Annotated in this window: 23 protein-coding genes; 15 read left to right on the plus strand and 8 right to left on the minus strand. The window is 64.5% G+C overall.

Annotated elements, in window-relative coordinates; genetic code table 11:
- Positions 1-3: 3 nt before the first annotated feature.
- The 13 genes from AAFN84_RS12090 (at position 4) to AAFN84_RS12150 (ending at position 12,302) form a co-directional block, all read left to right on the plus strand.
- A complete protein-coding gene (locus AAFN84_RS12090; protein WP_347515121.1) occupies positions 4-1,008 on the plus strand; it encodes an SIS domain-containing protein in 1,005 nt (334 codons plus the stop codon).
- Positions 1,008-2,153 carry an N-acetylglucosamine-6-phosphate deacetylase gene (nagA, locus tag AAFN84_RS12095; RefSeq protein ID WP_347514802.1) on the plus strand — a complete coding sequence of 382 codons (1,146 nt, stop codon included), beginning with the start codon at positions 1,008-1,010 and terminating at the stop codon, positions 2,151-2,153. The genes AAFN84_RS12090 and nagA overlap by 1 nt, the downstream gene beginning before the upstream one ends.
- A complete protein-coding gene (locus AAFN84_RS12100; protein WP_347514803.1) occupies positions 2,150-3,643 on the plus strand; it encodes an FGGY-family carbohydrate kinase in 1,494 nt (497 codons plus the stop codon). The genes nagA and AAFN84_RS12100 overlap by 4 nt, the downstream gene beginning before the upstream one ends.
- A 93-nt stretch (positions 3,644-3,736) precedes the next feature.
- Complete coding sequence (locus AAFN84_RS12105; RefSeq protein ID WP_347514804.1) at positions 3,737-4,471, plus strand: GntR family transcriptional regulator; 735 nt, start codon at positions 3,737-3,739, stop codon at positions 4,469-4,471.
- On the plus strand, positions 4,468-5,196 hold the full coding sequence (locus tag AAFN84_RS12110; RefSeq protein ID WP_347514805.1) for an SIS domain-containing protein: 729 nt from the start codon (positions 4,468-4,470) through the stop codon (positions 5,194-5,196). Before AAFN84_RS12105 ends, AAFN84_RS12110 begins: the two co-directional genes overlap by 4 nt.
- A 51-nt stretch (positions 5,197-5,247) precedes the next feature.
- The gene (locus AAFN84_RS12115; RefSeq protein WP_347514806.1) at positions 5,248-6,519 is read left to right on the plus strand and encodes an ABC transporter substrate-binding protein; all 1,272 of its coding nucleotides are present in this window, start codon (positions 5,248-5,250) and stop codon (positions 6,517-6,519) included.
- A gap of 20 nt (positions 6,520-6,539) precedes the next feature.
- The gene (locus AAFN84_RS12120; RefSeq protein ID WP_347514807.1) at positions 6,540-7,412 is read left to right on the plus strand and encodes a sugar ABC transporter permease; all 873 of its coding nucleotides are present in this window, start codon (positions 6,540-6,542) and stop codon (positions 7,410-7,412) included.
- Positions 7,409-8,236: a carbohydrate ABC transporter permease gene (locus tag AAFN84_RS12125; protein WP_347514808.1), complete on the plus strand. Its 828-nt coding sequence runs from the start codon at positions 7,409-7,411 to the stop codon at positions 8,234-8,236. Before AAFN84_RS12120 ends, AAFN84_RS12125 begins: the two co-directional genes overlap by 4 nt.
- A 10-nt stretch (positions 8,237-8,246) precedes the next feature.
- Positions 8,247-9,329 (plus strand): sn-glycerol-3-phosphate ABC transporter ATP-binding protein UgpC, encoded by a 1,083-nt coding sequence (gene ugpC, locus AAFN84_RS12130; RefSeq protein WP_347514809.1) that lies wholly within the window; start codon positions 8,247-8,249, stop codon positions 9,327-9,329.
- A gap of 74 nt (positions 9,330-9,403) precedes the next feature.
- Positions 9,404-9,979, plus strand: a complete 576-nt coding sequence (locus tag AAFN84_RS12135; protein WP_347514810.1) for a sigma-70 family RNA polymerase sigma factor — start codon at positions 9,404-9,406, stop codon at positions 9,977-9,979.
- Entirely contained in the window at positions 9,976-10,707 is a 732-nt protein-coding gene (locus AAFN84_RS12140; protein WP_347514811.1) for an anti-sigma factor, read from the plus strand. Before AAFN84_RS12135 ends, AAFN84_RS12140 begins: the two co-directional genes overlap by 4 nt.
- A gap of 149 nt (positions 10,708-10,856) precedes the next feature.
- Positions 10,857-11,417: a fasciclin domain-containing protein gene (locus AAFN84_RS12145; RefSeq protein ID WP_347514812.1), complete on the plus strand. Its 561-nt coding sequence runs from the start codon at positions 10,857-10,859 to the stop codon at positions 11,415-11,417.
- 108 nt (positions 11,418-11,525) lie between these two features.
- Complete coding sequence (locus AAFN84_RS12150) at positions 11,526-12,302, plus strand: DUF4394 domain-containing protein (RefSeq protein WP_347514813.1); 777 nt, start codon at positions 11,526-11,528, stop codon at positions 12,300-12,302.
- Between the two features lie 79 nt (positions 12,303-12,381).
- On the opposite strand, the gene AAFN84_RS12155 is transcribed toward AAFN84_RS12150, so the two are convergent.
- Genes AAFN84_RS12155 through AAFN84_RS12165 form a run of 3 tightly spaced genes read right to left on the minus strand, consistent with a single transcriptional unit; the run spans position 12,382 to position 15,049 of the window.
- Positions 12,382-13,215, minus strand: a complete 834-nt coding sequence (locus tag AAFN84_RS12155; RefSeq protein ID WP_347514814.1) for a DUF1365 domain-containing protein — start codon at positions 13,213-13,215, stop codon at positions 12,382-12,384.
- The gene (locus tag AAFN84_RS12160) at positions 13,212-14,663 is read right to left on the minus strand and encodes a deoxyribodipyrimidine photo-lyase (RefSeq protein WP_347514815.1); all 1,452 of its coding nucleotides are present in this window, start codon (positions 14,661-14,663) and stop codon (positions 13,212-13,214) included. The genes AAFN84_RS12155 and AAFN84_RS12160 overlap by 4 nt, the downstream gene beginning before the upstream one ends.
- Positions 14,660-15,049: a DUF2147 domain-containing protein gene (locus tag AAFN84_RS12165; protein ID WP_347514816.1), complete on the minus strand. Its 390-nt coding sequence runs from the start codon at positions 15,047-15,049 to the stop codon at positions 14,660-14,662. The genes AAFN84_RS12160 and AAFN84_RS12165 overlap by 4 nt, the downstream gene beginning before the upstream one ends.
- Positions 15,050-15,160: 111 nt before the next feature.
- On the opposite strand from AAFN84_RS12165, the gene AAFN84_RS12170 reads away from it, so the two are divergent.
- Positions 15,161-15,562: a DUF2177 family protein gene (locus AAFN84_RS12170; protein ID WP_347514817.1), complete on the plus strand. Its 402-nt coding sequence runs from the start codon at positions 15,161-15,163 to the stop codon at positions 15,560-15,562.
- Here the strand turns inward: AAFN84_RS12170 and AAFN84_RS12175 are convergent.
- From AAFN84_RS12175 to AAFN84_RS12195, 5 genes are read right to left on the minus strand one after another with little or no spacing between them, the layout of a single operon-like run.
- The gene (locus tag AAFN84_RS12175) at positions 15,527-16,123 is read right to left on the minus strand and encodes a hypothetical protein (protein ID WP_347514818.1); all 597 of its coding nucleotides are present in this window, start codon (positions 16,121-16,123) and stop codon (positions 15,527-15,529) included. The genes AAFN84_RS12170 and AAFN84_RS12175 overlap by 36 nt on opposite strands.
- A 1-nt stretch (position 16,124) precedes the next feature.
- The gene (locus AAFN84_RS12180) at positions 16,125-17,162 is read right to left on the minus strand and encodes a cyclopropane-fatty-acyl-phospholipid synthase family protein (RefSeq protein ID WP_347514819.1); all 1,038 of its coding nucleotides are present in this window, start codon (positions 17,160-17,162) and stop codon (positions 16,125-16,127) included.
- Positions 17,159-17,974, minus strand: a complete 816-nt coding sequence (locus AAFN84_RS12185) for a DUF1295 domain-containing protein (RefSeq protein ID WP_347514820.1) — start codon at positions 17,972-17,974, stop codon at positions 17,159-17,161. The genes AAFN84_RS12180 and AAFN84_RS12185 overlap by 4 nt, the downstream gene beginning before the upstream one ends.
- A 2-nt stretch (positions 17,975-17,976) precedes the next feature.
- Complete coding sequence (locus AAFN84_RS12190) at positions 17,977-18,627, minus strand: ChrR family anti-sigma-E factor (protein WP_347514821.1); 651 nt, start codon at positions 18,625-18,627, stop codon at positions 17,977-17,979.
- A complete protein-coding gene (locus tag AAFN84_RS12195) occupies positions 18,624-19,310 on the minus strand; it encodes a sigma-70 family RNA polymerase sigma factor (protein WP_347514822.1) in 687 nt (228 codons plus the stop codon). The genes AAFN84_RS12190 and AAFN84_RS12195 overlap by 4 nt, the downstream gene beginning before the upstream one ends.
- Before the next feature lie 90 nt (positions 19,311-19,400).
- On the opposite strand from AAFN84_RS12195, the gene AAFN84_RS12200 reads away from it, so the two are divergent.
- Entirely contained in the window at positions 19,401-20,744 is a 1,344-nt protein-coding gene (locus tag AAFN84_RS12200; RefSeq protein ID WP_347514823.1) for an NAD(P)/FAD-dependent oxidoreductase, read from the plus strand.
- The last annotated feature ends 3 nt before the right edge of the window (positions 20,745-20,747 follow it).

Genomic DNA, 20,747 nt, shown 5'->3' on the forward strand with positions numbered 1-20,747 from the left:
CTCATGTTCCGCGAAGCTGGCGAGGCTGCCGGCGCCGTGCGACGCCTGCTCGACCGCGAACAGGACGCCATCGCCGCTGCCGCCGAACTGGTCGCGAACGCAGCCGGACCGATCACGACAGCGGCGCGCGGTTCGTCCGACCACGCCGTCACGACGTTCAAATATGTCTGCGAGACCATGCTGGGTCGCCCCGTGGCGTCCATCGGCCCGTCGATCGCATCGGTCTACCACGCGGCGCTGAAGCTGGAAGGCGGCGTGCATCTGACGGTGTCGCAGTCGGGCGCAAGCCCCGACATCGTCGCGCTGCAGGAGACGGCAGCGCGCGGCGGCGCCAGGACCGTGGCCATCGTCAACGTCGCCGACAGCCCGCTTGCGCGCGCGGCGGATCTCGTCCTGCCAATCCATGCAGGGGATGAGAACAGCGTGGCGGCGACGAAGAGCTTCATCGCCTCCTGCGCGGCGTTGCAGGCCATCCTTGCAGGAGCAACGAACGACGCGCGGCTGAAGACCGCGCTTCACGCACTTCCGGATGCGCTCGATGCGCTACAGCCCGCCTCCACGGACGGGCTCGCGAACCTTCTCGCCGAAACATCGTCGCTCTATGTCAGCGGGCGAGGGCCGGTGCTCGGTATAGCGCTTGAAGCCGCACTGAAGGCCAAGGAGACGGCCGGCATCCATGCCGAAGCGTTTTCGACGGCAGAGCTGATGCATGGCCCGCTGCAACTGGTGCAGCCGGGCTTTCCCGTCGTGGTCTTCGTTGCCGAGGATGCCGGGCTGGACGGGACGCTCGATGCAATCCAGCGTCTGCGCGACGTCGGCGGCAGGGTCGTGCCGGTCTCGACCCTCGACCTGCCCGACGGCATTCGCACGCCGGCTACCGGGCACCCGGTGACCGACACGCTCGTCTTCGTGCTGGCATGGTATCGTGCGATCGAAAGTGCGACCCGCCTGCGCGGTCTTGACCCCGACAGACCGGCCAATCTGCGCAAGGTGACGGAGACCATGTGATGGCGCGACTGGCATTCACCGGAGCACGGCTTTTCGATGGGGACCGTCTCGTTGACGATCACCACCTGATCGTCGAGGACGGCAAGGTCCGGGCCATCGCGTCAGGCGTGCCTTCAACCAATCTGGAAATCCGTACATTGGATGGTGGCATCCTGTCGCCCGGCTTCATCGACGTGCAGGTAAACGGCGGCGGCGGCATCCTGCTCAACGACGACCCGACGCCGGGTGGAATGGCGCACATCGCCACGGCTCATCGGCGCTTCGGGACCACGGCACTTCTGCCGACACTGATCACCGACACGCGGGAGAAGACCAGGGCAGCGCTCAAGGCCGCCATATCCGGAGCGATCACAGGGGTGGCGGGGCTGCATCTTGAGGGTCCGCATCTCGATCCTGCCCGCAAGGGCGCGCATCTGGCGCAGTACATGCGCCCCTTGGATGAGGGCGACATCGCGCTTTATTCGCGGGCCGCGGCCGCGATCGGCGCATTGGTGGTCACGCTCGCCGCCAACCAGGTGACACCGGCGCAGGTCGCACGTCTAAGCGAAGCCGGCGTGATCGTCTCGATCGGCCACAGCAATTGCACGGCGGATGAGGCCGAAGCCCTGTTCGACGCAGGCGCGCGCGGGGTGACACATCTCTACAATGCCATGAGCGGGCTCGGTCACCGCGAGCCCGGTCTCGTGGGCGCGATGCTGGCACGGCCCGGCGTCTGGGGCGGCATTATCGCCGACGGCCACCATGTCGACCCGCGCGCGCTGAAAGTCGCGTTCGCCGCCAAGCGCGATCCGGGGCGGCTGTTCGTGGTGACCGACGCGATGGCACTGGTGGGCAGCGACAGGCAGAGCTTCCTACTGAACGGCCGCACCGTGACGCGTGACGCCAGCGGCTATTGCCCGCGCCTGACGCTCGAGGACGGCACACTGGCGGGGTCCGACATCGACATGGCCTCGTCGTTGCGCTTTCTGGTCGACAGGGTCGGCATGCCGGTGGCCGATGCGCTGCGCCGCGCCACCGCCGACCCGGCCGACTTCCTGCGCATCGGGCACGAACGCGGACGGCTGATCGCCGGCGCGCGGGCGGACCTCGTCCATCTGAGCGACGATCTTCACGTCCAATCCGTCTGGCTTTCGGAGCAATTGTGAGCGGTCCGCTTTATGTCGGCCTCGATGCCGGAACCTCGCTGACCAAGGCGGCGATCTTCGATCTTTCGGGCAAGCAGCTTTGCGAGGCGCAGCAGCGCACCACGCTGATGCGGCCGCATCCCGGCTGGAGCGAGCTCGATCCCGGCGAGGCATGGGACGCCGCGCGGGCGGTCATTGGCACAGCCGTGCGCGAGATCGGCAATGACGTATCGCGCATCAGGGGGCTCGGCCTGACGGCGGCCATGGTCGGCGCATGGGTGATCGGCAAGGACGGCAATGCCTTGCGGCCCGGCATTACCTGGGAAGACAGTCGCGCGCAGGCGTTGATCGAGAACCATATCGCCCGCGATTCCGCCTTCATGACAAAAATCTTCGCGTCATCCGGTTCGGTGATGCAGCAGGGCTGCACCCTGCCGGTCCTGTCCTGGTTGATGGCGCATGAAGCTGAGATCATGGCACAGGCCGGCCATGTCATGAGCTACAAGGATTTCCTGCGCTTCAAGCTCACCGGCAAGATCGCGACGGATCGCAGCGAGGCCTCGGTGATCCCGGGATCGGCGCGCGACCGCACGCGAAGCGCCGCGATGATCGCGCTGTTCGGGATCGAAGGCAGCGAGCACCTCTTGCCACCCGTGATGGATTCAGAAAGTTTCGTCGGCGGGCTGAGTGCCGAGGTCGCGGATGATCTGGGCCTGCCCCCCGGCCTGCCGGTGACGGTGGGTACGGGTGACGTCGCCGCAACGGTGATCGGCGCGGGCGGGCTTGCCGCGGGCACCGCGACGGCCGTGCTCGGCACGACCTGCATGGTCGGCGTCGTGCATGACAGGCCCGTCTTCGCGCCGGCCGACATCGGCCTGCTCTTCACGTTGCCGGGCGAGCGATGGTATCGCGCGATGGTCAACGTGGCGGGGACCCTCAATCTCGACTGGGCATTTTCCGCGCTGGCACCCGACATCGCCGGCAAGGACCAGCGTTTCGCGCTGCTTGACGGGATGTTGAAAGGCACGCCGCCCGGCGCGCATGGCCTGACCTACCTGCCGTATCTTTCGGAAAGCGGCATCATCGCACCCGTGGTCGACCACTCGGCGCGTGCGCAGTTCGCGGGATTGTCTCCGCGCCATGACCGCGCCTGCCTGTTTCGCGCGGTGCTCGAAGGCGTTGCGTTCGCCATGAAGGACCTGTTCGATGCGCTGTCCTTTGATGGCGACCGCGTCTTGCTGACCGGTGGCGGCGCGCAAAATCCGATCTGGGTGCAGATGATCTGCGACCTGATCGGGAGGCCCGTCGAGGTACCGGACGGCTCGCAGTTCGGCGCACGCGGCGCGGCCCTGCTCGCGGCCACGGCGGCCGGCGATTTCGCGAGCATCAACGAGGCCTCGGCCTCCGTCGCCGGAATGGGCCGCAGATACATGCCGGACCAGTCGGGCGCCGCGGCGCTCGCACCGGCCCTCCGGCGCTACCGGCAGTTTCGCGACGCGCTTCTGAAATAGCGCGGCAAGACCGTTGACTCCGGTTCACGTCGGAGTCAATGATAGTGGTATATACCAATATCATGCTGGACTATACCAGCGACGGGAACGCGTATGGACAATGCCCCGCTCTATCTGCGGATCGCCAGCGACCTCGAGGCCGAGATCGCTTCTGGCGCGCTGAAGGCGGGCGAGAAGATCCAATCCGAACGTGTCTTGTCCGAGCGCATGGGGGTCAGCCGCATGACGGCGCGCCAGGCGCTGCGGCACCTCATCTCCAAGGGGCTCGTCGAGACCCGCACCGGCCACGGCACCTTCGTCGGCAGCAGGCAGATCGAGCAGCGGCTCGAAACGCTTTCCGGCTTCACCGAGGAGATGGCGCGGCAGGGCCGCCTCGTTTCCAGCGTGATCGTGACGTCCGGAACGCGCCAGCCCGACGAGGATACGGCGCGGGCGCTGTCGCTTCCGGCCTCCGGCAGGGTCCACAGCCTGGCACGCGTGCGCTTCGTCGACGGCGCCCCTGTGGCGCTCGAAACCACCGACGTCGCCGCAAGCCGCACGCCGGGCCTGCTCGACCTCGCCGACTTCCAGACCACGTCGCTCTACGCAACGCTGACCAGTCAGTTCGGCATCGTGCCAACGCGCGCCGAGCAGAGCCTGATGGCGGGGCTGGCCGATGCCAGCATCGCACGCACGCTGCACATGGATGCCGGCGCGGCGGTTCTCAACCTCACGCGCCTGACCCGCGACCAGGACGGCAACGCCTTCGAATATGTGCGCTCGACCTATCGCGGCGATTTCTTCGTCATGAAAGTCAATCTGTCCCTGGGAGGGGAACCGCAGGCATGAGCAGCATCGCAGACGCCTATTTCTCCAACGTGATCGAGCGCTTGGCAGCGTTGAAGAGCGCGCTCGCGGAGCCGATCGCCCGCGCCGAGGATGCGATCGTGGATGCGGCGCGGCGCGACGGGCTGGTCTATGTCTTCGGCACCGGCCATTCCCACATGCTCGCCGAGGAAGTGCACTTTCGTGCCGGCGGGCTGGCGTTGACGGTGCCGATCCTCGCGGCCCCCACCATGCTTCATGAAGGCGCCGTCGCCGGCACCGCCTATGAACGCACCGAGGGCATCGTCGGCCCGATCATGGACCGCTACCCGATCGGCGCCGACGACGTGTTGTTCGTCTCGTCCAATTCCGGCGTCAACGCCGCGCCGCTCGAAGCTGCCCGGATCGGGCGCGCACGTGGCGCGACCGTCATCGCCATAACCTCCGTCGACTATTCGACCGCAGCAGCCAATGGCCGAGAACGCCTCGCCGATCTCGCCGACATTGTGCTCGATAATGGCTCACCGCCCGGGGACGCGGTCATCTCCGTGCCGGGCAGCGATCTGAAGGTGGGACCGGTCTCGACCGCGATCGGCGTCACCATCATCAACGCCATCATGGCGGGGGTCGCAGCACGCCTGTCCGGCGAGGGCGGTGCGCCAATCTATCTCAGCGCCAACATGCCCGGCGCCAAGGAGATCAACCAGGAACTGGTGACGCGGTTTCGGCCCCGAAACCCGCACCTGTGAGAAAACTCGTCAGGGGCAATGTGGAGTGAGGAAAGGGAACACGAGATGAAAATGATAATGAAGCTTGCGCTCGCCACGACGATGCTCATGCCTGCGGCGGCCTTCGCACAGGATGCCGTCGAGCTGACCCTGTGGCACATGGAACAGCCTCCGCACCGCGTGGAACGCGTTCAGGAACTGATCGATGCCTTCAACGCCGCCAATCCCGGCATCGTGGTGACGCAGGAGCCGCAGAACTGGGGCGAGGTCTACGCCAAGGCGCCAGCCGCGCTGGCCGCTGGACAGGGCCCGGACATGCTGTTCGCAATCCCGGACTTCACGCCGATCCTCAAGGACATCGGCGCGCTGACCTCGGTCGCGGATTTCGTCGATGAACTCGACGAGAAGCACGATTTCGTGGATTCCGCCGTCGAGGCCTATTCCTACGACGACGGCGTATGGGCGGTGCCGCTCTACAACATGACGATGAACCTCTGGTACCGGAAGAGCGTGCTCGAGGAAGCCGGCATCGAGGTTCCGAACAGCTGGGACGAGTGGCGCGCGGCTGCGGAAAAGCTGTCGGTCGACGGTGTTTCCGGTATGGGCCTGCCCGCCAACAAGCAGCTTTATACAGACCAGACCGTCTATTCCGTCATGACCAATGGCGGGGCGACCGAGATCTACAACGAAGACGGCACGCTGCGCTTCGACAACCCAGAGACGGTCGCGTCCTACGAGTTCTACAACGAGCTGATGCAGTATTCGCCAGCCGACTCCACCTCGTGGACCTGGGGCGAGGCCGAGGCCTGCTTCTCGTCGCGCGGTTGCGGCATGGTCATGCAGTTCTCCGTCATCGCCACCTACGATACCCAGGGTGAAGGCGATGCGGCAGACCTCGGCGTCGCGCCGATCCCGTCCAAGGATGGCGAGGAGCACAACACCATCTCCTACGCGAATGCCGTGATGCTGCTGTCGAAGGACGAGGCAAAGATGGAGGCGTCGAAGACGTTCGTTTCCTGGCTTCTGGAGCCCGAGAATTATGGCCGCTTCCTCAACATGGAGCCGGGCCTGTTCATGCCGGTGACGGCCGACGGCGCGGAGGCCGAGAGCTTCTGGTCCGACCCGATGGTCGAAAAGTATCGCGAGCAGGTCGAGACGATCATCGACAACGGCCAGAACGGCCGCCTGTTCGGCTTCACCAGCGGCCGCACCTTCCCGTCGATCGCGGCGATTTCGGCGCAGAACATCATCGCCGAGACGCTGCAGTCGATCGTCGTATCGGGCCAGTCGGCGGCCGAGGCCGTTGCAGCCGGCCAGGCGCGCATGGAAGAAGTCTCGAACTGAGATCGAACGGAGAACGCCGGATGCACCAGTCGAAAGCGCTTGCCTTCGCGCTCGTCGCACCGGCGCTGTTCTTCCTGGCGGCCACCCTCGGGTGGCCGCTGCTCCAGGCGGTCCAGCTCTCGTTGCAGGACGTGCGCGTCATCGGTTCGCCGGGCGGCTTCGTCGGCATCGACAATTATCGGCGCGTTCTGGAAGGCTCGGCGTTCTTGAGCGCGACCGGTCTCAGCATCGTCTGGGTCGTCGCCAACGCGATCGTGCAGACCGTTCTGGCGCTGGCCGCCGCGCTTGTCCTCAACGAGAAGTTTCCCGGCGTGCGGATCGCACGGACCTGGGTCATCCTCACCTGGATCGTGCCGACGGTTGTCGTCGTCGTGATCTGGCGCTGGCTGTTTTCGACGTCGGGCGGCATGATCAATCCGCTGCTCATCCAGCTTGGCATCATCGAACGGCCGGTCGGCTTCTTCGCGACGCCGTGGACGGCGATGTCCACCCTGGTCTTCATCAATTCCTGGCGGTGGTTTCCCTTCATCGCGCTGATGATGCTGGCGGGACTGAACCGCATACCGGACGAGCTCTATGAGGCGGCGCGGATTGACGGCGCCAATGCCTGGCAGCGCTTTCGCCGCATCACCTGGCCGCTGCTTGCGCCGACACTCGGCGTGCTCGCCGTCATCGGAACGCTGCTGTCCTTCAACGTCTTCGATATCATCTGGCTGCTTACCAGCGGCGGTCCCGCCGGCGGGTCGCGCACCTTGCCGGTGCTGATCTACGAGACCGCCTTCAAGGGCTATCGCCTTTCGGAGGCGGCGACGATCTCCGTTCTTGCCACGCTTCTTTTGATGGCCTTCGCCATCATCGCTACGCGGGCACTCGACCGGGGGGACGACCGATGAACCGTTCCTTCGGACTGAACGCAACGCTGATCGCCTGTCTCTGCTTCTTCGTCGTCCTGATCGGCCTGCCCTTCTGGTGGGTGGTGTCGGGTTCGATCAAGATTCCGCAGGAGATCATCTCGCGCGTGCCGACGATGATCCCGCAGAGCTTCACGCTGCAGCACTACCAGAAGCTGTTCGAGGCTTCGGACTATCCGGTCTATCTCGTCAACAGCCTGATCGTCGCCGCCAGTTCCACCGTGCTGACCTTGCTGCTCGCGATCCCGGCTGCCTATGCGTTCTTCCGGCTCGACTTCCCTGGACGCGGCATCCTCTACCGCACGATCCTCCTCGCCTACGCCTTCCCGTCGATCGTCGTGCTGATTCCGCTCTTCGGCCTGTTCGCCAAGGTGGGGCTGGTCGACAGGCTGCCGGCTCTGATCATCGTCAACGTCGCCTTCGCGCTGCCCTTCTCGATCTGGATGCTGCGCTCTTTCCTCGCGGGCGTGCCGAAGGAAATCGAGGAGGCGGCCGTGATGGACGGCGCGCCGACGCTCACCATCCTGCGCCGCATCATGATCCCGCTGATCGCGCCCGGCATCGCCTCGGTCGGGATCTACGCCTTCGTCACCGCATGGACGGAATATGTCTTCGCCTCGGTGCTCATTCTCTCCGACGCCAAGCGGACGCTGCCGGTCGGCTTCTCCGGCATCATCGGACAATACCAGATCGACTGGGGCCTGCTCCTGGCCGGTGCGACGGTCGCGATCTTGCCGGTGGTTGCGATATTCGCACTGATCGGGCGCGGTTTCGTCAGCGGCCTCACCGAAGGCGCGGTCAAGTAAGGAATTCGACATGGCGGACCTTGTCCTCAACGACCTGCACAAGCAATTCGGATCGACGAAAGTCATCAAGGGGGCGTCGCTCAGCGTCGCAAGCGGCGAATTCGTCGTCTTCGTGGGACCGTCCGGCTGCGGCAAGTCCACCTTGCTGCGCATGATCGCAGGTCTGGAGAAGGCGACGTCCGGAACGATCGCGATCGACGGGCGCGATGTCACCGACGTTGATCCAGCCAGGCGTGGCATTGCGATGGTGTTCCAGACCTACGCGCTATACCCGCATATGAGCGTTGCCGAAAACATGGCTTTCGGTCTCGAAATGGCCGGCATGCCGAAGACGGAGCGCGACGCGCGCGTGCGCCAGGCGGCGGCCACCCTTCATTTGACGGACTATCTCGACCGCAAGCCGCGACAACTCTCCGGCGGGCAGCGCCAGCGCGTTGCGATCGGCCGCGCGATCGTGCGTGATCCTAAGGTGTTCCTGTTCGACGAGCCGCTCTCCAATCTCGACGCCGAGTTGCGGGTCAAGATGCGGCTGGAGATCGCCAAGCTTCACAAGGACCTCGGCGCAACGATGATCTACGTCACCCACGACCAGGTCGAGGCGATGACGCTGGCCGACAAGATCGTGGTGCTGCGCGACGGGCTTGTTGAGCAGATCGGCAGCCCGCTGGCACTCTACTCTGACCCGGACAACCAGTTCGTCGCGGGCTTCATCGGCTCGCCGCGAATGAACTTCGTCGATGCGACCGTGAAGCGGCGGGAAGGCGACGCGCTGGTTCTCGACGTGCCACAACTCGGCCTTGACGGTCTTCCCGTCCGCCCGCGCGCAATGCCGCGGGACCTTCCCGGCGCCTTGGTGCTCGGCATACGCCCCGAGGACTTCATCGACCAGCAGGGTTCGTTTCGCGTATCGCTGCCCTGCAACGCCATCGAACGCCTGGGATCGGTCTCCTACCTCTACACCGCACCGGGAGACGACAAGACGCTGATCGCTGAACTCAAGGGGTCGCATCCGGCGAAAGTCGGGGAGACCGTCGCGATGTCGCTCGATCCCCAAAAATGCCTCCTCTTCGACGCGGCCGGCATTCGCGTCTAGACCAGACGCGCACCGGTTCAAAAAGGCGTCATCTGGGAATCTGCCGTCCTTCGACGATTGCAATGACGGCAGGAATGTATAGCTTCCCGCCTAGAATGACGCAGCCGCAGCCCGCCCCGCACGACATCTCCAAGCTCATCGTCCGCGTGTCGATGAAGGATCGCGCGGCATTCGACCTGCTCTATCGACACACCAGTGCGAAACTCTTTGGCGTCTGCCTCCGTGTCTTGTCGGACAGAACGGAAGCCGAGGAGGCGCTGCAGGAAGTGTTCGTCAAGGTATGGACAAAGGCGGATCGCTTCGCGGTCTCCGATCTCAGTCCCATATCCTGGCTCGTGGCTGTGGCGCGCAACCACTCAATCGATCGCATTCGTGCGCGGCGCGAGCGGGCTGCTGCGATTGACACGGCGATGGAAATTCCCGACGCAACCCCGGGGCCGGAAGCCCAGGCTGTGGCGAGCGGAGAGCGCGCGCAACTGGATTCCTGTCTTGAAGAGCTGGATTCGGACCGTGCCGCTGCCGTACGTGGCGCATACCTCAACGGCGAAAGCTATGCCGAACTTGCGGAGCGTCACAGCGTGCCGCTCAACACGATGCGAACCTGGCTGCGCCGCAGCCTGATGAAACTGAAGGAATGTCTCGAACGATGACGCCGGGCAACGAAGACGATCTGGAACGCGGAGGCGACGACATGCTCGCCGCCGAGTACGTTCTCGGCGTCCTGCCGGCCGACGAACGCGAGACCGTGGCCGCCCGCATCGAGGCCGAGCCAGACTTCGCGCGCCTCGTGGAGGCATGGCAAGAAAGTCTGTCGCCGCTCGACGTCTTCTATCAGGACGTGCAACCGCCGACGTCGTTGAAGCGGGCTTTGGATGCGCGTCTGTTCGGTGCCGCCGAGACGACCCCATCCTCCTCAAAGGCACGCCCCGGTCTGCTGCAGAGCCTCGCCTTCTGGCGCGGGCTGGCTGCGGCCTGTGTCGCCGCGCTGCTGCTCGTCGTTGCCCTTCCCTTCTTGCAGACGCCGCCGGCCACTCCGCCGGCCGAAAGGCTCGTCGCATCGCTGGCCAGTGACGAGAGCGACGTCCAATATCTCGTCGTCTACGATTCGCGCACTGGCGAAGTCGGACTTTCACACGTCTCGGGCGAGCCCGTGACGGGACGTGTCTTCGAGCTTTGGGTGGCCGAGGGTAGCGGCTCGCCGGTTTCGCTCGGCATCATCCCAACCGGGGCAAATGCGAATCTGCCGGTACCGCCCGAGCGGCAGGCCGTGATCTCGCCACGCGCGCATTTCGCAATCAGCCTCGAACCGGAAGGCGGCTCGCCGACCGGCTTGCCGACCGGGCCCGTTCTGGCCGTCGGCGACCTGCGCTCCATCTGACGCTGGCGCGCACACTTCCTTCGCATTCCTCATTTCAGTCACAGTCGAATATTTCTTGCTTTGACTGAAACTCCGTTCCGACGGTTTCCGTAACTGCTCTCGTTCCCCAGCCTGGGGAAAAAAGAATAATTCGAGAGGAGTCACAACAGATGAACAAGATCACATCTATCATCGCCGCCGCAGCATTCAGCGCCACCGCACTGTCGGGCCTTGCCATGGCACAGGACAATCCGATGGTCGGCGGCGCGGAAATGTTTGCCGACAAAAATATCGTCGAGAACGCCATGAACTCGGCAGACCACACCACACTGGTCGCGGCCGTGAAGGCGGCTGATCTCGTCGAGACGCTTTCGGGCCCGGGCCCGTTCACTGTTTTTGCGCCGGTCAACGCCGCTTTTGAAGCCCTGCCGGCCGGTACCGTCGAGGAGCTTCTGAAGCCAGAGAACAAGGACCAGCTTGCCAAGATCCTGACCTGCCACGTCGTCGCTGCGGACGCGATGTCGGATGCCATCGGCAAGATGATCGCCGATGATGGCGGCACGCATCCTGTGCCAACCGTTGGCGGCTGCACGCTGCAGGCCAAGATGGACGGCGACATGATCACGCTGACTGACGAAAACGGCGGCGTCGCCACGGTGACCATCGCCGACGTCGACCAGTCGAACGGCGTCATCCACGTCATCGACAAGGTGTTGCTGCCGGCCAGCTAAGCGCCGGCACTCACCCGGCCGCACGGCGCGTCACGTCCCTTCAGCACCGTGCGGTCGGCATTTCTTGCCGACCGGGTACATTCAACGTCAATGGGAAGGATACCAACAATGAACACAACAAAACTGATCGCGCTAGCAGCGACACTTGGTGCGAGCACTGCGATCGCAGCGCCGGCATTTGCAGCCAACGTCGTGGCGCTGGCCGGCGACCGCGATCTCGTATGGGTCGACAGCGAAGCGATGGCGACGACCGGCATGAAGACTGTCGAAGGTGCCGAAGGCCGCCTGCTCGGCATCGACGTGCGTCCGGCCGACGGCATGCTCTACGGCGTATTCGAAGATGGCACGATCGCCACCATCGATCCGGAATCGGGCATGGCGACAGGCGTCAGCACGTTGGCGACGATGCTTCCTGATGGCGTGACCGCGACCGTCGACTTCAACCCCGTGGCGGACCGCCTTCGCCTCATGGGCAATGACGGCACCAACCTGCGCGTCAATGTCGACACCGGCGAAGTGACCGAAGACGGCAGCCATGCCTTTGGCGAACAGGACCAGACGCCCGACATCATCGCCGGCGCCTACACCAATTCTTACGCAGGCACCGAAGCTACGCAGCTCTTCAACATCGATAGCAGCGCCTGGCTGGTCCTCCAGAACCCGCCCAATGACGGCGTCCTCGTTCCGGTCGGTGAGATCGGGATGGATGTGGAGCAGGTCGGATTCGATATTCTGTCCGATGGCCAGGGCGGCAACGAAGCCTGGCTCATGAGCGGCGGCACGCTGTATGCCGTCGATCTCGAGAGTGGTGCGGCCACAGAGGCAGGCGCCGTCGAGGGTGCCGACGCGGCCGTTCGCGACATTGCCATCATGCCGGCGATGTAGGCTCGAACGCCCCTGCCCCTACCATCGGAAGGGACCCGGCGCGACGCTCCTCGCGCCGGGTCCTTCCTTTTTTGGAGCACTACCGGCCCTCACCGGCATCGCGAAAGCTGGCAGATGCGGGTGGAGGCGGACTGCGGAAGAAGCGGGCGCCCTTGAGCCAGAGCTTCACCGCCTCCCAATGGATCGCCGCGACCACCTTGAGCGTCATGAACGGAAAGCGCAGCAGATAGGCTGCGAGCCGCGCATCGCTCAGGCGAGCGGCATCGCCGTTCAAGGTAGCGGACAGCAGTGGCTCGCCGTCTTGCGTCTCGTGGATGCGCAGCCTGACGGTTTTGCCCGGCGGCAGCACGCGGAAATGATAGCGCGCTCCCATCGCCATGAACGGCGACACGTGAAATATCTTGGTTCGTGTCTGGCGCACGCCTTGTGGCCCCGCTTCGCCCGGCAAGACCGGCGCGACGTAGCTGTGGCGCTCCCCGAACGTGTTGCGCACCGCATAGATCAACGCGACCAGGCGATCCTGCGCGTCATAGGCGAAATACACCGAGATCGGATTGAAGACGTAGCCGAGCATCCGGGGATAGGCCAGCAGCAATATGCGCGCGGCCCTATCCGTCATTCCCGCTTCCGCGAGCAGCCGATCGGCGAAGTGGCGCAGAGTTTCACCAGGACGCTCGACATGATCGCTTTCCCGGAAGGACAGGACGCCAGGCCGGTTCACCGACAGAAGGCGCGCGGCCTTGTCCATTTCGTCCAGCCGGTCGATGTCGACCAGCAGTGAGAACACGGAATAGCTGAAACGATGCCCGAACGGGTTCAGCCGCTGGTGCATCACCTTGCCAAGGTAGAGTGTCCCCGGCTCGGATGGCGGCGCGCCGTTTGCTTGCGCAGTGGTGATGCGCCCGGGTCTCATTGCTCACCACGCATCGCACGATAGGCCGAAAGTGCGCGGTCACGCGCCTTCGCGTGATCGACGATCGGACGCGGGTAGGTATCGCCCAGCTTGATGCCGCCATCTGCGAGGATTTTTTCAGGCGCTTCCCAAGGCTTGTGAAGATATTTGTCGGGGAGCTGCTCGAGTTCGGGCACCCAGCGCCGGACATAGGCGCCTTCGGGGTCGAACTTCTCGCCCTGCAGGACGGGGTTGAAGATGCGGAAATACGGCGCGGCGTCGGCACCCGAACCGGCGACCCACTGCCAGTTCGCCGGATTGCTCGCTTCATCGGCATCCACCAGCGTATCCCAGAACCAGCGTTCTCCATCCCGCCAGTCGATCAGCAGGTGCTTGGTCAGCAGCGAGGCTGCAATCATGCGCACGCGATTGTGCATCACGCCTGTATGCCACAGTTCGCGCATGCCCGCATCGACGATCGGATAGCCCGTCAGTCCGCGCTGCCAGGCCCGCAGGGCCTTCTTGTCCGCATGCCAGTGAAAGTCGTCGAAGGCCGGCTGGAAGTTTTTCTCGTGAAGCGCGGGATTGTGGAACAGGAGATGATGGCAGAACTCGCGCCAGCCCACCTCCTTGCGAAACGTGGCGATGTCGGTCGAGCTCGCATCGACATGCCTTTCCTTCAAGGCTGCGAAGATCTGGTATGGCGTGATCTCGCCATGCGCGAGATGCGGCGACAAGCCTGACGTCGCCGGCTTCGAAGGATGATCGCGACCCTTGGCATACCCATCGATGCCGTCGGCAAGGAAGTCTTCGAGCCTCTCAAGCGCGCCGGCCTCTCCCGGTGTCCACGTGTCGCGCAACCCACCTGCCCAGTCCGGCTTGGTCGGGAGCGGGACGAGCTTGTCCAGCGGCATGGTCTCGACCCGGTGCCGATAGCCGTTGACGTTCGTGGGCGCGTCGACAGGATCGCGCGGTTCCGGCCCCGCCTCCAGGGCTTTCCAGAATGGCGTGAACACCTTGTAGAACGATCCGGCACCGGTCTTTATCTTGGTCGGCTCATGAAGAAGGAAGCCATCGAAACTCTCGGCTTTGATCCCCTTTCCCCGAAGCGCCTGCTTCAGCTTCGAGTCGGCCGCCACGCCGCCGGGATCGTATCTGCGGTTCCAGAACACGGCTTCCGCACCGGTCTGCGACACAAGTTCTTCGACGATCGCACCTGTCCGACCCTCCCGCAGCACAAGCGGAACGCCTACATCATCAAGGCGCTTGGCGAGGGTTGCGAGCGAATGGTGCAACCACCAAAGCGCCGCTGCACCGCGCGGCCGCACGCCCGAACTCTGTTCGTCGAGAATGAACAACGCAAGGATCGGGCTCCCGGTATCGGCGGCGGCGGCCAGGGCCCGGTTGTCGCCGATACGCAGGTCCCGTCGAAACAGGACGATGACGGGCTTATCCGTGCCGTGTTTCAATCCGCCGGCGTCCAGGTCACGTCGCGGCACAGAATGCCGCCGAGAACACAGCCGCGCGTCACCAGACCATCCTGTCCCACTTTCAAGGTCATCGAATAGGTGCGGTCACGCTTGGGGTCGTAGGCCGTGCCCTCCAACGTGTCGGCCGTGGCCGGCTCAAGGCTCATCACGAGCTTGTCGCCCACTTCCTCGCCCTTGCTCGTATCGCCGATCCACTCGTTGGTGGCGCAGATGTCGCTGCCACACGATGCGATGCGCACCTTGGCGTTGCCGTCATCCCGCATCCAGACGCCGCTGGGATCGGGCGCGTTTTGGGCGGTCGCCGCTCCCACGCCGGCAAGGCAGGCGATTGCGAAGGCCATTCCAGTCCGGGTCATCATGTGCATCTTCTTTCTCCTCTGAGAAGATACGATTGACCCCCCGGTTCGGTTCACCCGCGGTGATCCGCAATTGCGTGACGGGCGTAGAAAGCACCAACCGGACAGGAGCACGCCAAGATGAAGACCATAATGATCGCCTACGTCGCAGCCGGCATCGTCTTCCTCATCGTCGACGCGATATGGCTGACGATCATGGCGGACGCGCTCTACCGGCCGATGCTCGGCGACAAGCTCGAACCGCAGTACGTTCTGGCGCCGGCTGTCGTGTTCTATTTCATCTACATCGCCGGGATCATCTTCTTCGCCGTGATGCCGGCGCTGCAAAGTGGCGGACTGGCGAAGGCGGCGCTCAACGGGGCAATGCTGGGGCTTGTCGCCTACGCGACTTACGACCTGACCAACCAGGCGACGTTGCGAGACTGGCCGCTGGTGGTGACCCTGGCGGACATCCCATGGGGCATGTTCGTTACAGCGGTCGGTGCGTCAGCGGGCTTTCTCGCCGCGAATCGTTTCGGCTGAACTTTCCGCCGCCGCGAGCATGTTCGACATCATCAACGCGACGAACGCGGTCAGCATGGCGGCACTGACCGCGTTGAGCCGGACGAGTGCTGTGTATTCCTGCTCCGAATAAGCGACCAGCGGCACTCCGTAGAAGCGTGGTACCCAGAGAAACGCCAAAAGCGTGATTCCGGCCAGCGCGAAACCGACAATACGCTCGCCTGGACGGAAAAGCGCCAGCGCCAGCACCGCGCACGGGATCAGGAAGATTTCGACCCCGGACCGCACACCAAACAGGTTTGCGCACATGATGGCATTGCCGATGCCAGCCAGCGGCAACAGCGCCCGGCCCGCAACGCTGTTGACACGCGCGAGCGCGGGGACTGCCAGAAAGAACGGCGTCGAGAAGAACGTGTAGAGCGAGGGTTCTATTCGTTCACCCACCAGCCAGTAGATATACAGCGGATAGAAGGGCTGGTTGGAGGCAACGAGCAGCGCGGTGAAATTGGCGGCAGCCACGCGCGGATCGGGATGGTCCGCATAGCGGCGGGTCGCGTCAACGAGCCTCGCAAACACGTTCATCTCAGGTGACGGGGCCAGGCGCCGGGCGCAGCAGATAATGGCTCACGCCCCACTCCTCGCCGCCGGCATGGCCGAAAAGGCCTGCCGTCGCCAGGAAAAACAGCCGCCAGCGCCGCATCCACAATGCCGCGTCCACGCCATAGGTCTTGTCAAAGATGGACCTGATCTCGCGCCGGTTGGCATCGAAGTTCTTTAGCCAGTCGAGCGCTGTGCGCTCATAGTGCTTGCCGTTCCAGCGCCACTCGCGTTCGACCGCGAAGATTTCCTTGAACTGGTGCAGCAGGCCATGGCTGGGCATCACGCCGCCGGTGAAGAAGTATTGCGCGATCCAGTCCGACTTGTCCGCGTGGTCGAAACGATAGGCGCTCGCGCGATGCGAAAACACATGGATGAACATGCGCCCTTCAGGCGTGAGCCAAGAGCGCGCACGCTGCAGCAATACGCGCCAATTCGACATGTGCTCGAACATCTCGACCGAGACGATGCGGTCGACCGCGCCCTGCGGGGCGAACTGGTTCATGTCGGCCGTGACGACAGTGAGGTTCGCAAGTCCCAGACGCTCGATCTCGGTCTCGATATGCAGCCGCTGGGGCGCAGAGTTCGAGACGGCGGTAAAATGCGAGGCGGGATAGCGCTGCGCCATGAAGATCGACAACGATCCCCAGCCGCATCCGAGTTCGAGCACGTTCTGGCCGTCGAGCAGATCGGCATGAGCGCAGGTTTCCTCCAGCGCAGCGATCTCGGCATCGGCAAGGCTCGACTGCGCGGTGGGATAGAGGCAGCAGGAATATTTGCGCCGCGGCCCGAGGGCGAGTTCGAAGAAGGCTGGCGGCAATTCGTAATGCTGCTGGTTGGCTTCGTCGACGTGGACGGCGATCGGCCAGGCGTCCATGCCCCGGGCAAAATCCTGGTCGCTGACCCCACCTTGACCCAGAAGACGGCTGGTGCGGCCCACAAGCCTGTCAACGCCGAACCGCAGCGCCGCATCGGGCAGCGGAAGGCGCTCGGCAGCATTTATGGCGGTAACGGCGATGTTCATGAAGAGCGATCCTTTCGCTGCGGACCCGGCCAGAAGGCGTTGACGCGGCGCTGGTAGGCACGGAACGCGTCGCCACGCGACTGGACCATATGGGCTTCAAGTGGCGGTACGCCCGACACGTGTACGAGAAGCCAGTACATGAAGGCGGGCCCGATCAGGGCGGCCCAGCCCCAGGGATATGCGCCCGACAGATCGATCGCGATGACGGCGTAGCCGACCCAGCCGAGCCACTGGAAGAAATAGTTCGGATGGCGGCTCACGCTCCAGAGGCCGGCGTCACACACCTTGCCCTTGTTGGCGGGGTCCTGCTTGAAGCGCGTGAGTTGCGCATCCGCGATGCCCTCGCCGAGAACCGCGGCGGCGAGTACCAGCACGCCGATGATATCGCCTGCGCGCAGGCCCTGCTCGGGATTGTGCGCAGCCAGGAAGATAGTGGCGGCAAGAAGCAGTGCGGCGGCAGCCTGGATCTGCAGGAACCACAGCAGCCGCATCTTCCAGCGGCCGCCCCACTCTTCTCGCAGGGCCACGTAGCGTGGATCTTCACCGCCTTTGGCCGTGCGTTGAACAATATGGAGGCCGAGCCGAAGCGCCCAGGCCGCGGCAAGGCCGGCGACGAGTGTGGTGCGCAGAGGGTAGACCTGCCAACCATCGAGGGGCGCGAGCGCGACGACCACGCCGGCACCGCCGACGGCAAATGACCAGACCGCGTCGATCCAGCCGGACCTGCCGCCGCGTACCACCAGCAACCATGCAAGGGTCATCACCAGCGACAGGGCCACGGCGACCGCGAGGAAAAGCGCCGCCGTAGCCATGGTCATATCCCGAAGATCGGTTGCAGCATGCGGCCAATGAAGCCGTTGAAGCGCATCTTGCCTTCGAGCGCGGCCAGGCAGATGCACTCCTCGTCGGCATCGACAATCGGCTGGTGCTCTGTATCGTCGTCGACCTCGGCAACGTCGCCCGGCCGGAACTGGCCGAGGGCATCCGTATAGGACCCCTTGACGATATAGGTGAACTCGGTGCCGACATGGCCGTGGTCGGGCAGCGCCCTGCCCGGGCCGACCTTGAGCAGAATCAAATTGGCGTCGCGATCGTGCGGAACGCCGACGCGGCTCATCTTCATTCCGGGCCCAATCCAGCGCCAGCGGCCGATCTCGCAGCCCCTGAGCGCATCGGGAAGGGGCACGCCCTCGATTTCCGCTGGTTCCCGCGCGTGCTCGGCCATCGGTGCGGATGGCGCGGCATCGATGCGTGACAGGACATCGGCGAGCGCGCTCGGCGACATCGCTGTCGGCTCCATTGCCTCGAGCAGAGCGCCGCCGACGGCTTCGTATTCAGCGACACGGGCACGGCACGCCGGGCAGGTCGCCAGATGCGCCTTTGCCACTATGGCCGGCGCGGCCGCAAGCGTGCCCGCCGCGTAGCGCAGCAGCGACTCGTCGCGAAGGTGATGATTTATCGTCATGTCTCGTCTTCCAGGAGGATACGCAGGCGGTTCATCGCCAGTCGGACCCTCGATTTCACTGTGCCGAGCGGTATGCCCAGGTCGCTCGCTATCTCGGTCTGCGATTTCTCGCTGTAATAGGAGAGGCGGATGATCGTCTGCTGCTCCGGCGTCAGTCCGGTCAATGCGCGGCGCACACGTACGTCCCGCTCCGCATCGAGAAAGGCATCCTCGATCGAAGGCGGCGTTTCCTCCGGGTCAGCCGGCAGGTCCGCCGGATTGCGCTGGCGACGCAGGTGGTCGATGCGCAGGTTCCGGGCGACCGTGAAGACCCATGTCGCGGCACCAGCCCGGGAGCGGTCGAAATAGGACGCCTTGCGCCATACCGACAACATCGTCTCCTGGACAAGATCCTCCGCGATCCCCGCCGACATGCCGCCGCGCATGAAGAACGTCTTCAACCGCGGTCCGAAATGCCTGAACAGGGCGGCAAATGCTTCCCTGTCATGGCGCGATGCCACCGCCTCGATAAGCTGTGAAAGTTCCTGGGACGACGGCATCGTCGACCCATTGCCCGCCGCATTCACCACGCCCAACCGCCCTCTCGCGGAAAGGAGCCGTTCAGCCTTTGCGGAATACTCTCTCGAAGCCTCATGCATGCGCCCTTCTACGATGCGGGGTTCGGTTCGGATCACTTCGCGCACCAGTGATCCGCGGAGCCCCATCATCCGTATTCATTAGCGAAATTCCTGCGCGAGATCGACAGCCGCGCCGCGCCGGCATGAAGGATTGCAATGCGTCACTTTCCCGTATCCGACCGTCCACTGAAGATCGCCGTGGTCGGAACCGGCATTTCCGGCCTGTCCGCGGCATGGCTGCTGTCGAAGCGACACGACGTCACCGTGTTCGAGGCAGACAGCCGCATCGGTGGGCATTGCCACACGATCGACACCCCGTCTGCCCCCGTCGACACCGGCTTCATCGTCTATAACGACGCGACCTACCCGAACCTCGCGGCCTTGTTCGAGCATCTGGAGGTGCCGACCAAGGCATCCGAGATGTCGTTCGCCGTGTCAATGGATGACGGAAAGCTCGAATATTCCGGCACCAACCTCGCCGGCCTCTTCGCCCAGCGGCGCAATCTCGCAAGCCCGCGCTTCTGGTCGATGCTGCGCGATCTTATCCGCTTCTATCGCGCCGCACCTGCCGCCATGCGCGGGATCGAACCGTCCGCAAGTCTCGACGAATACCTCGACAGCGCCGGATTCGGTTCCGCGTTCCGCGAGGATCACCTTTATCCGATGGCGGCAGCGATCTGGTCGACACCGGCGCTGGAGATCGGCAATTATCCGGCCGTCTCTTTCATCCGGTTCTGCGAGAATCACGGGCTGCTGAAGTTTTTCCGCCGCCCTGTGTGGCGTACCGTCGATGGTGGCAGCCGCGCCTATGTCGAAAGGCTGATCGAACCGTTCCGCGATCGCATTCGCACCAACGCGCCAGTCACGGCGATTCGACGGGTCAACGGGGCGGTCGAGATTTCCAGCCCGGGTGCCGAGCCGGAATGGTTCGACCATGTGGTCGTCGGCGCCCATGCGGACCAGGCGGCGCGCATGTTGGCGGATGCGACCGAGGATGAGCAGCGGCTGCTCGGGACCTTCGCATATGGGCTCAACGAGACAGTGCTGCACACCGACCCGCGCCTGATGCCCCGGCGACGCAAGGTTTGGTCGAGCTGGAACTATCTGGCGCAATCGTCAGGCGGCGAGCATGGGCCGCTCAAGCCATGCGTCAGTTACTGGATGAACCGGCTGCAGGGCATTCCCGACGCCACGCCCTACTTCGTCACGCTCAGCCCGATCGTCGAGCCGGCTCCCGAACACGTGCTGTGGCGCGGCATATACGAGCACCCGCTCTTCAACGCCGCCACATTGCGCGCCCAGGAAGAAATCTGGTCGCTCCAGGGCGCGCGCAACACCTGGTTCTGCGGGTCCTATTTCGGCTCCGGCTTCCACGAGGACGCCCTGCAGGCCGGCCTCGCCGTCGCCGAGGCGCTTGGGGGCGGGCGACGGCCATGGACGGTCGAAGGCGAGTCCGACCGCCTCGTCGGCAGGCAGGCAGACGCCGCCATCACCGAATAGCTG

The sequence above is a fragment of the Mesorhizobium sp. CAU 1741 genome (assembly GCF_039839275.1).
Lineage (GTDB): Bacteria > Pseudomonadota > Alphaproteobacteria > Rhizobiales > Rhizobiaceae > Aerobium.

Coding starts and splice junctions, on each gene's coding strand:
- AAFN84_RS12090 (WP_347515121.1), top strand. CDS start 4: ATGTTCCGCGAAGCTGGCGAGGCTGCCGGCGCCGTGCGACGCCTGCTC.
- nagA (WP_347514802.1), top strand. CDS start 1,008: ATGGCGCGACTGGCATTCACCGGAGCACGGCTTTTCGATGGGGACCGT.
- AAFN84_RS12105 (WP_347514804.1), top strand. CDS start 3,737: ATGGACAATGCCCCGCTCTATCTGCGGATCGCCAGCGACCTCGAGGCC.
- AAFN84_RS12110 (WP_347514805.1), top strand. CDS start 4,468: ATGAGCAGCATCGCAGACGCCTATTTCTCCAACGTGATCGAGCGCTTG.
- AAFN84_RS12115 (WP_347514806.1), top strand. CDS start 5,248: ATGATAATGAAGCTTGCGCTCGCCACGACGATGCTCATGCCTGCGGCG.
- AAFN84_RS12120 (WP_347514807.1), top strand. CDS start 6,540: ATGCACCAGTCGAAAGCGCTTGCCTTCGCGCTCGTCGCACCGGCGCTG.
- AAFN84_RS12125 (WP_347514808.1), top strand. CDS start 7,409: ATGAACCGTTCCTTCGGACTGAACGCAACGCTGATCGCCTGTCTCTGC.
- ugpC (WP_347514809.1), top strand. CDS start 8,247: ATGGCGGACCTTGTCCTCAACGACCTGCACAAGCAATTCGGATCGACG.
- AAFN84_RS12135 (WP_347514810.1), top strand. CDS start 9,404: ATGTATAGCTTCCCGCCTAGAATGACGCAGCCGCAGCCCGCCCCGCAC.
- AAFN84_RS12140 (WP_347514811.1), top strand. CDS start 9,976: ATGACGCCGGGCAACGAAGACGATCTGGAACGCGGAGGCGACGACATG.
- AAFN84_RS12145 (WP_347514812.1), top strand. CDS start 10,857: ATGAACAAGATCACATCTATCATCGCCGCCGCAGCATTCAGCGCCACC.
- AAFN84_RS12150 (WP_347514813.1), top strand. CDS start 11,526: ATGAACACAACAAAACTGATCGCGCTAGCAGCGACACTTGGTGCGAGC.
- AAFN84_RS12155 (WP_347514814.1), bottom strand. CDS start 13,215: ATGAGACCCGGGCGCATCACCACTGCGCAAGCAAACGGCGCGCCGCCA.
- AAFN84_RS12165 (WP_347514816.1), bottom strand. CDS start 15,049: ATGCACATGATGACCCGGACTGGAATGGCCTTCGCAATCGCCTGCCTT.
- AAFN84_RS12170 (WP_347514817.1), top strand. CDS start 15,161: ATGAAGACCATAATGATCGCCTACGTCGCAGCCGGCATCGTCTTCCTC.
- AAFN84_RS12175 (WP_347514818.1), bottom strand. CDS start 16,123: ATGAACGTGTTTGCGAGGCTCGTTGACGCGACCCGCCGCTATGCGGAC.
- AAFN84_RS12180 (WP_347514819.1), bottom strand. CDS start 17,162: ATGAACATCGCCGTTACCGCCATAAATGCTGCCGAGCGCCTTCCGCTG.
- AAFN84_RS12185 (WP_347514820.1), bottom strand. CDS start 17,974: ATGGCTACGGCGGCGCTTTTCCTCGCGGTCGCCGTGGCCCTGTCGCTG.
- AAFN84_RS12190 (WP_347514821.1), bottom strand. CDS start 18,627: ATGACGATAAATCATCACCTTCGCGACGAGTCGCTGCTGCGCTACGCG.
- AAFN84_RS12200 (WP_347514823.1), top strand. CDS start 19,401: ATGCGTCACTTTCCCGTATCCGACCGTCCACTGAAGATCGCCGTGGTC.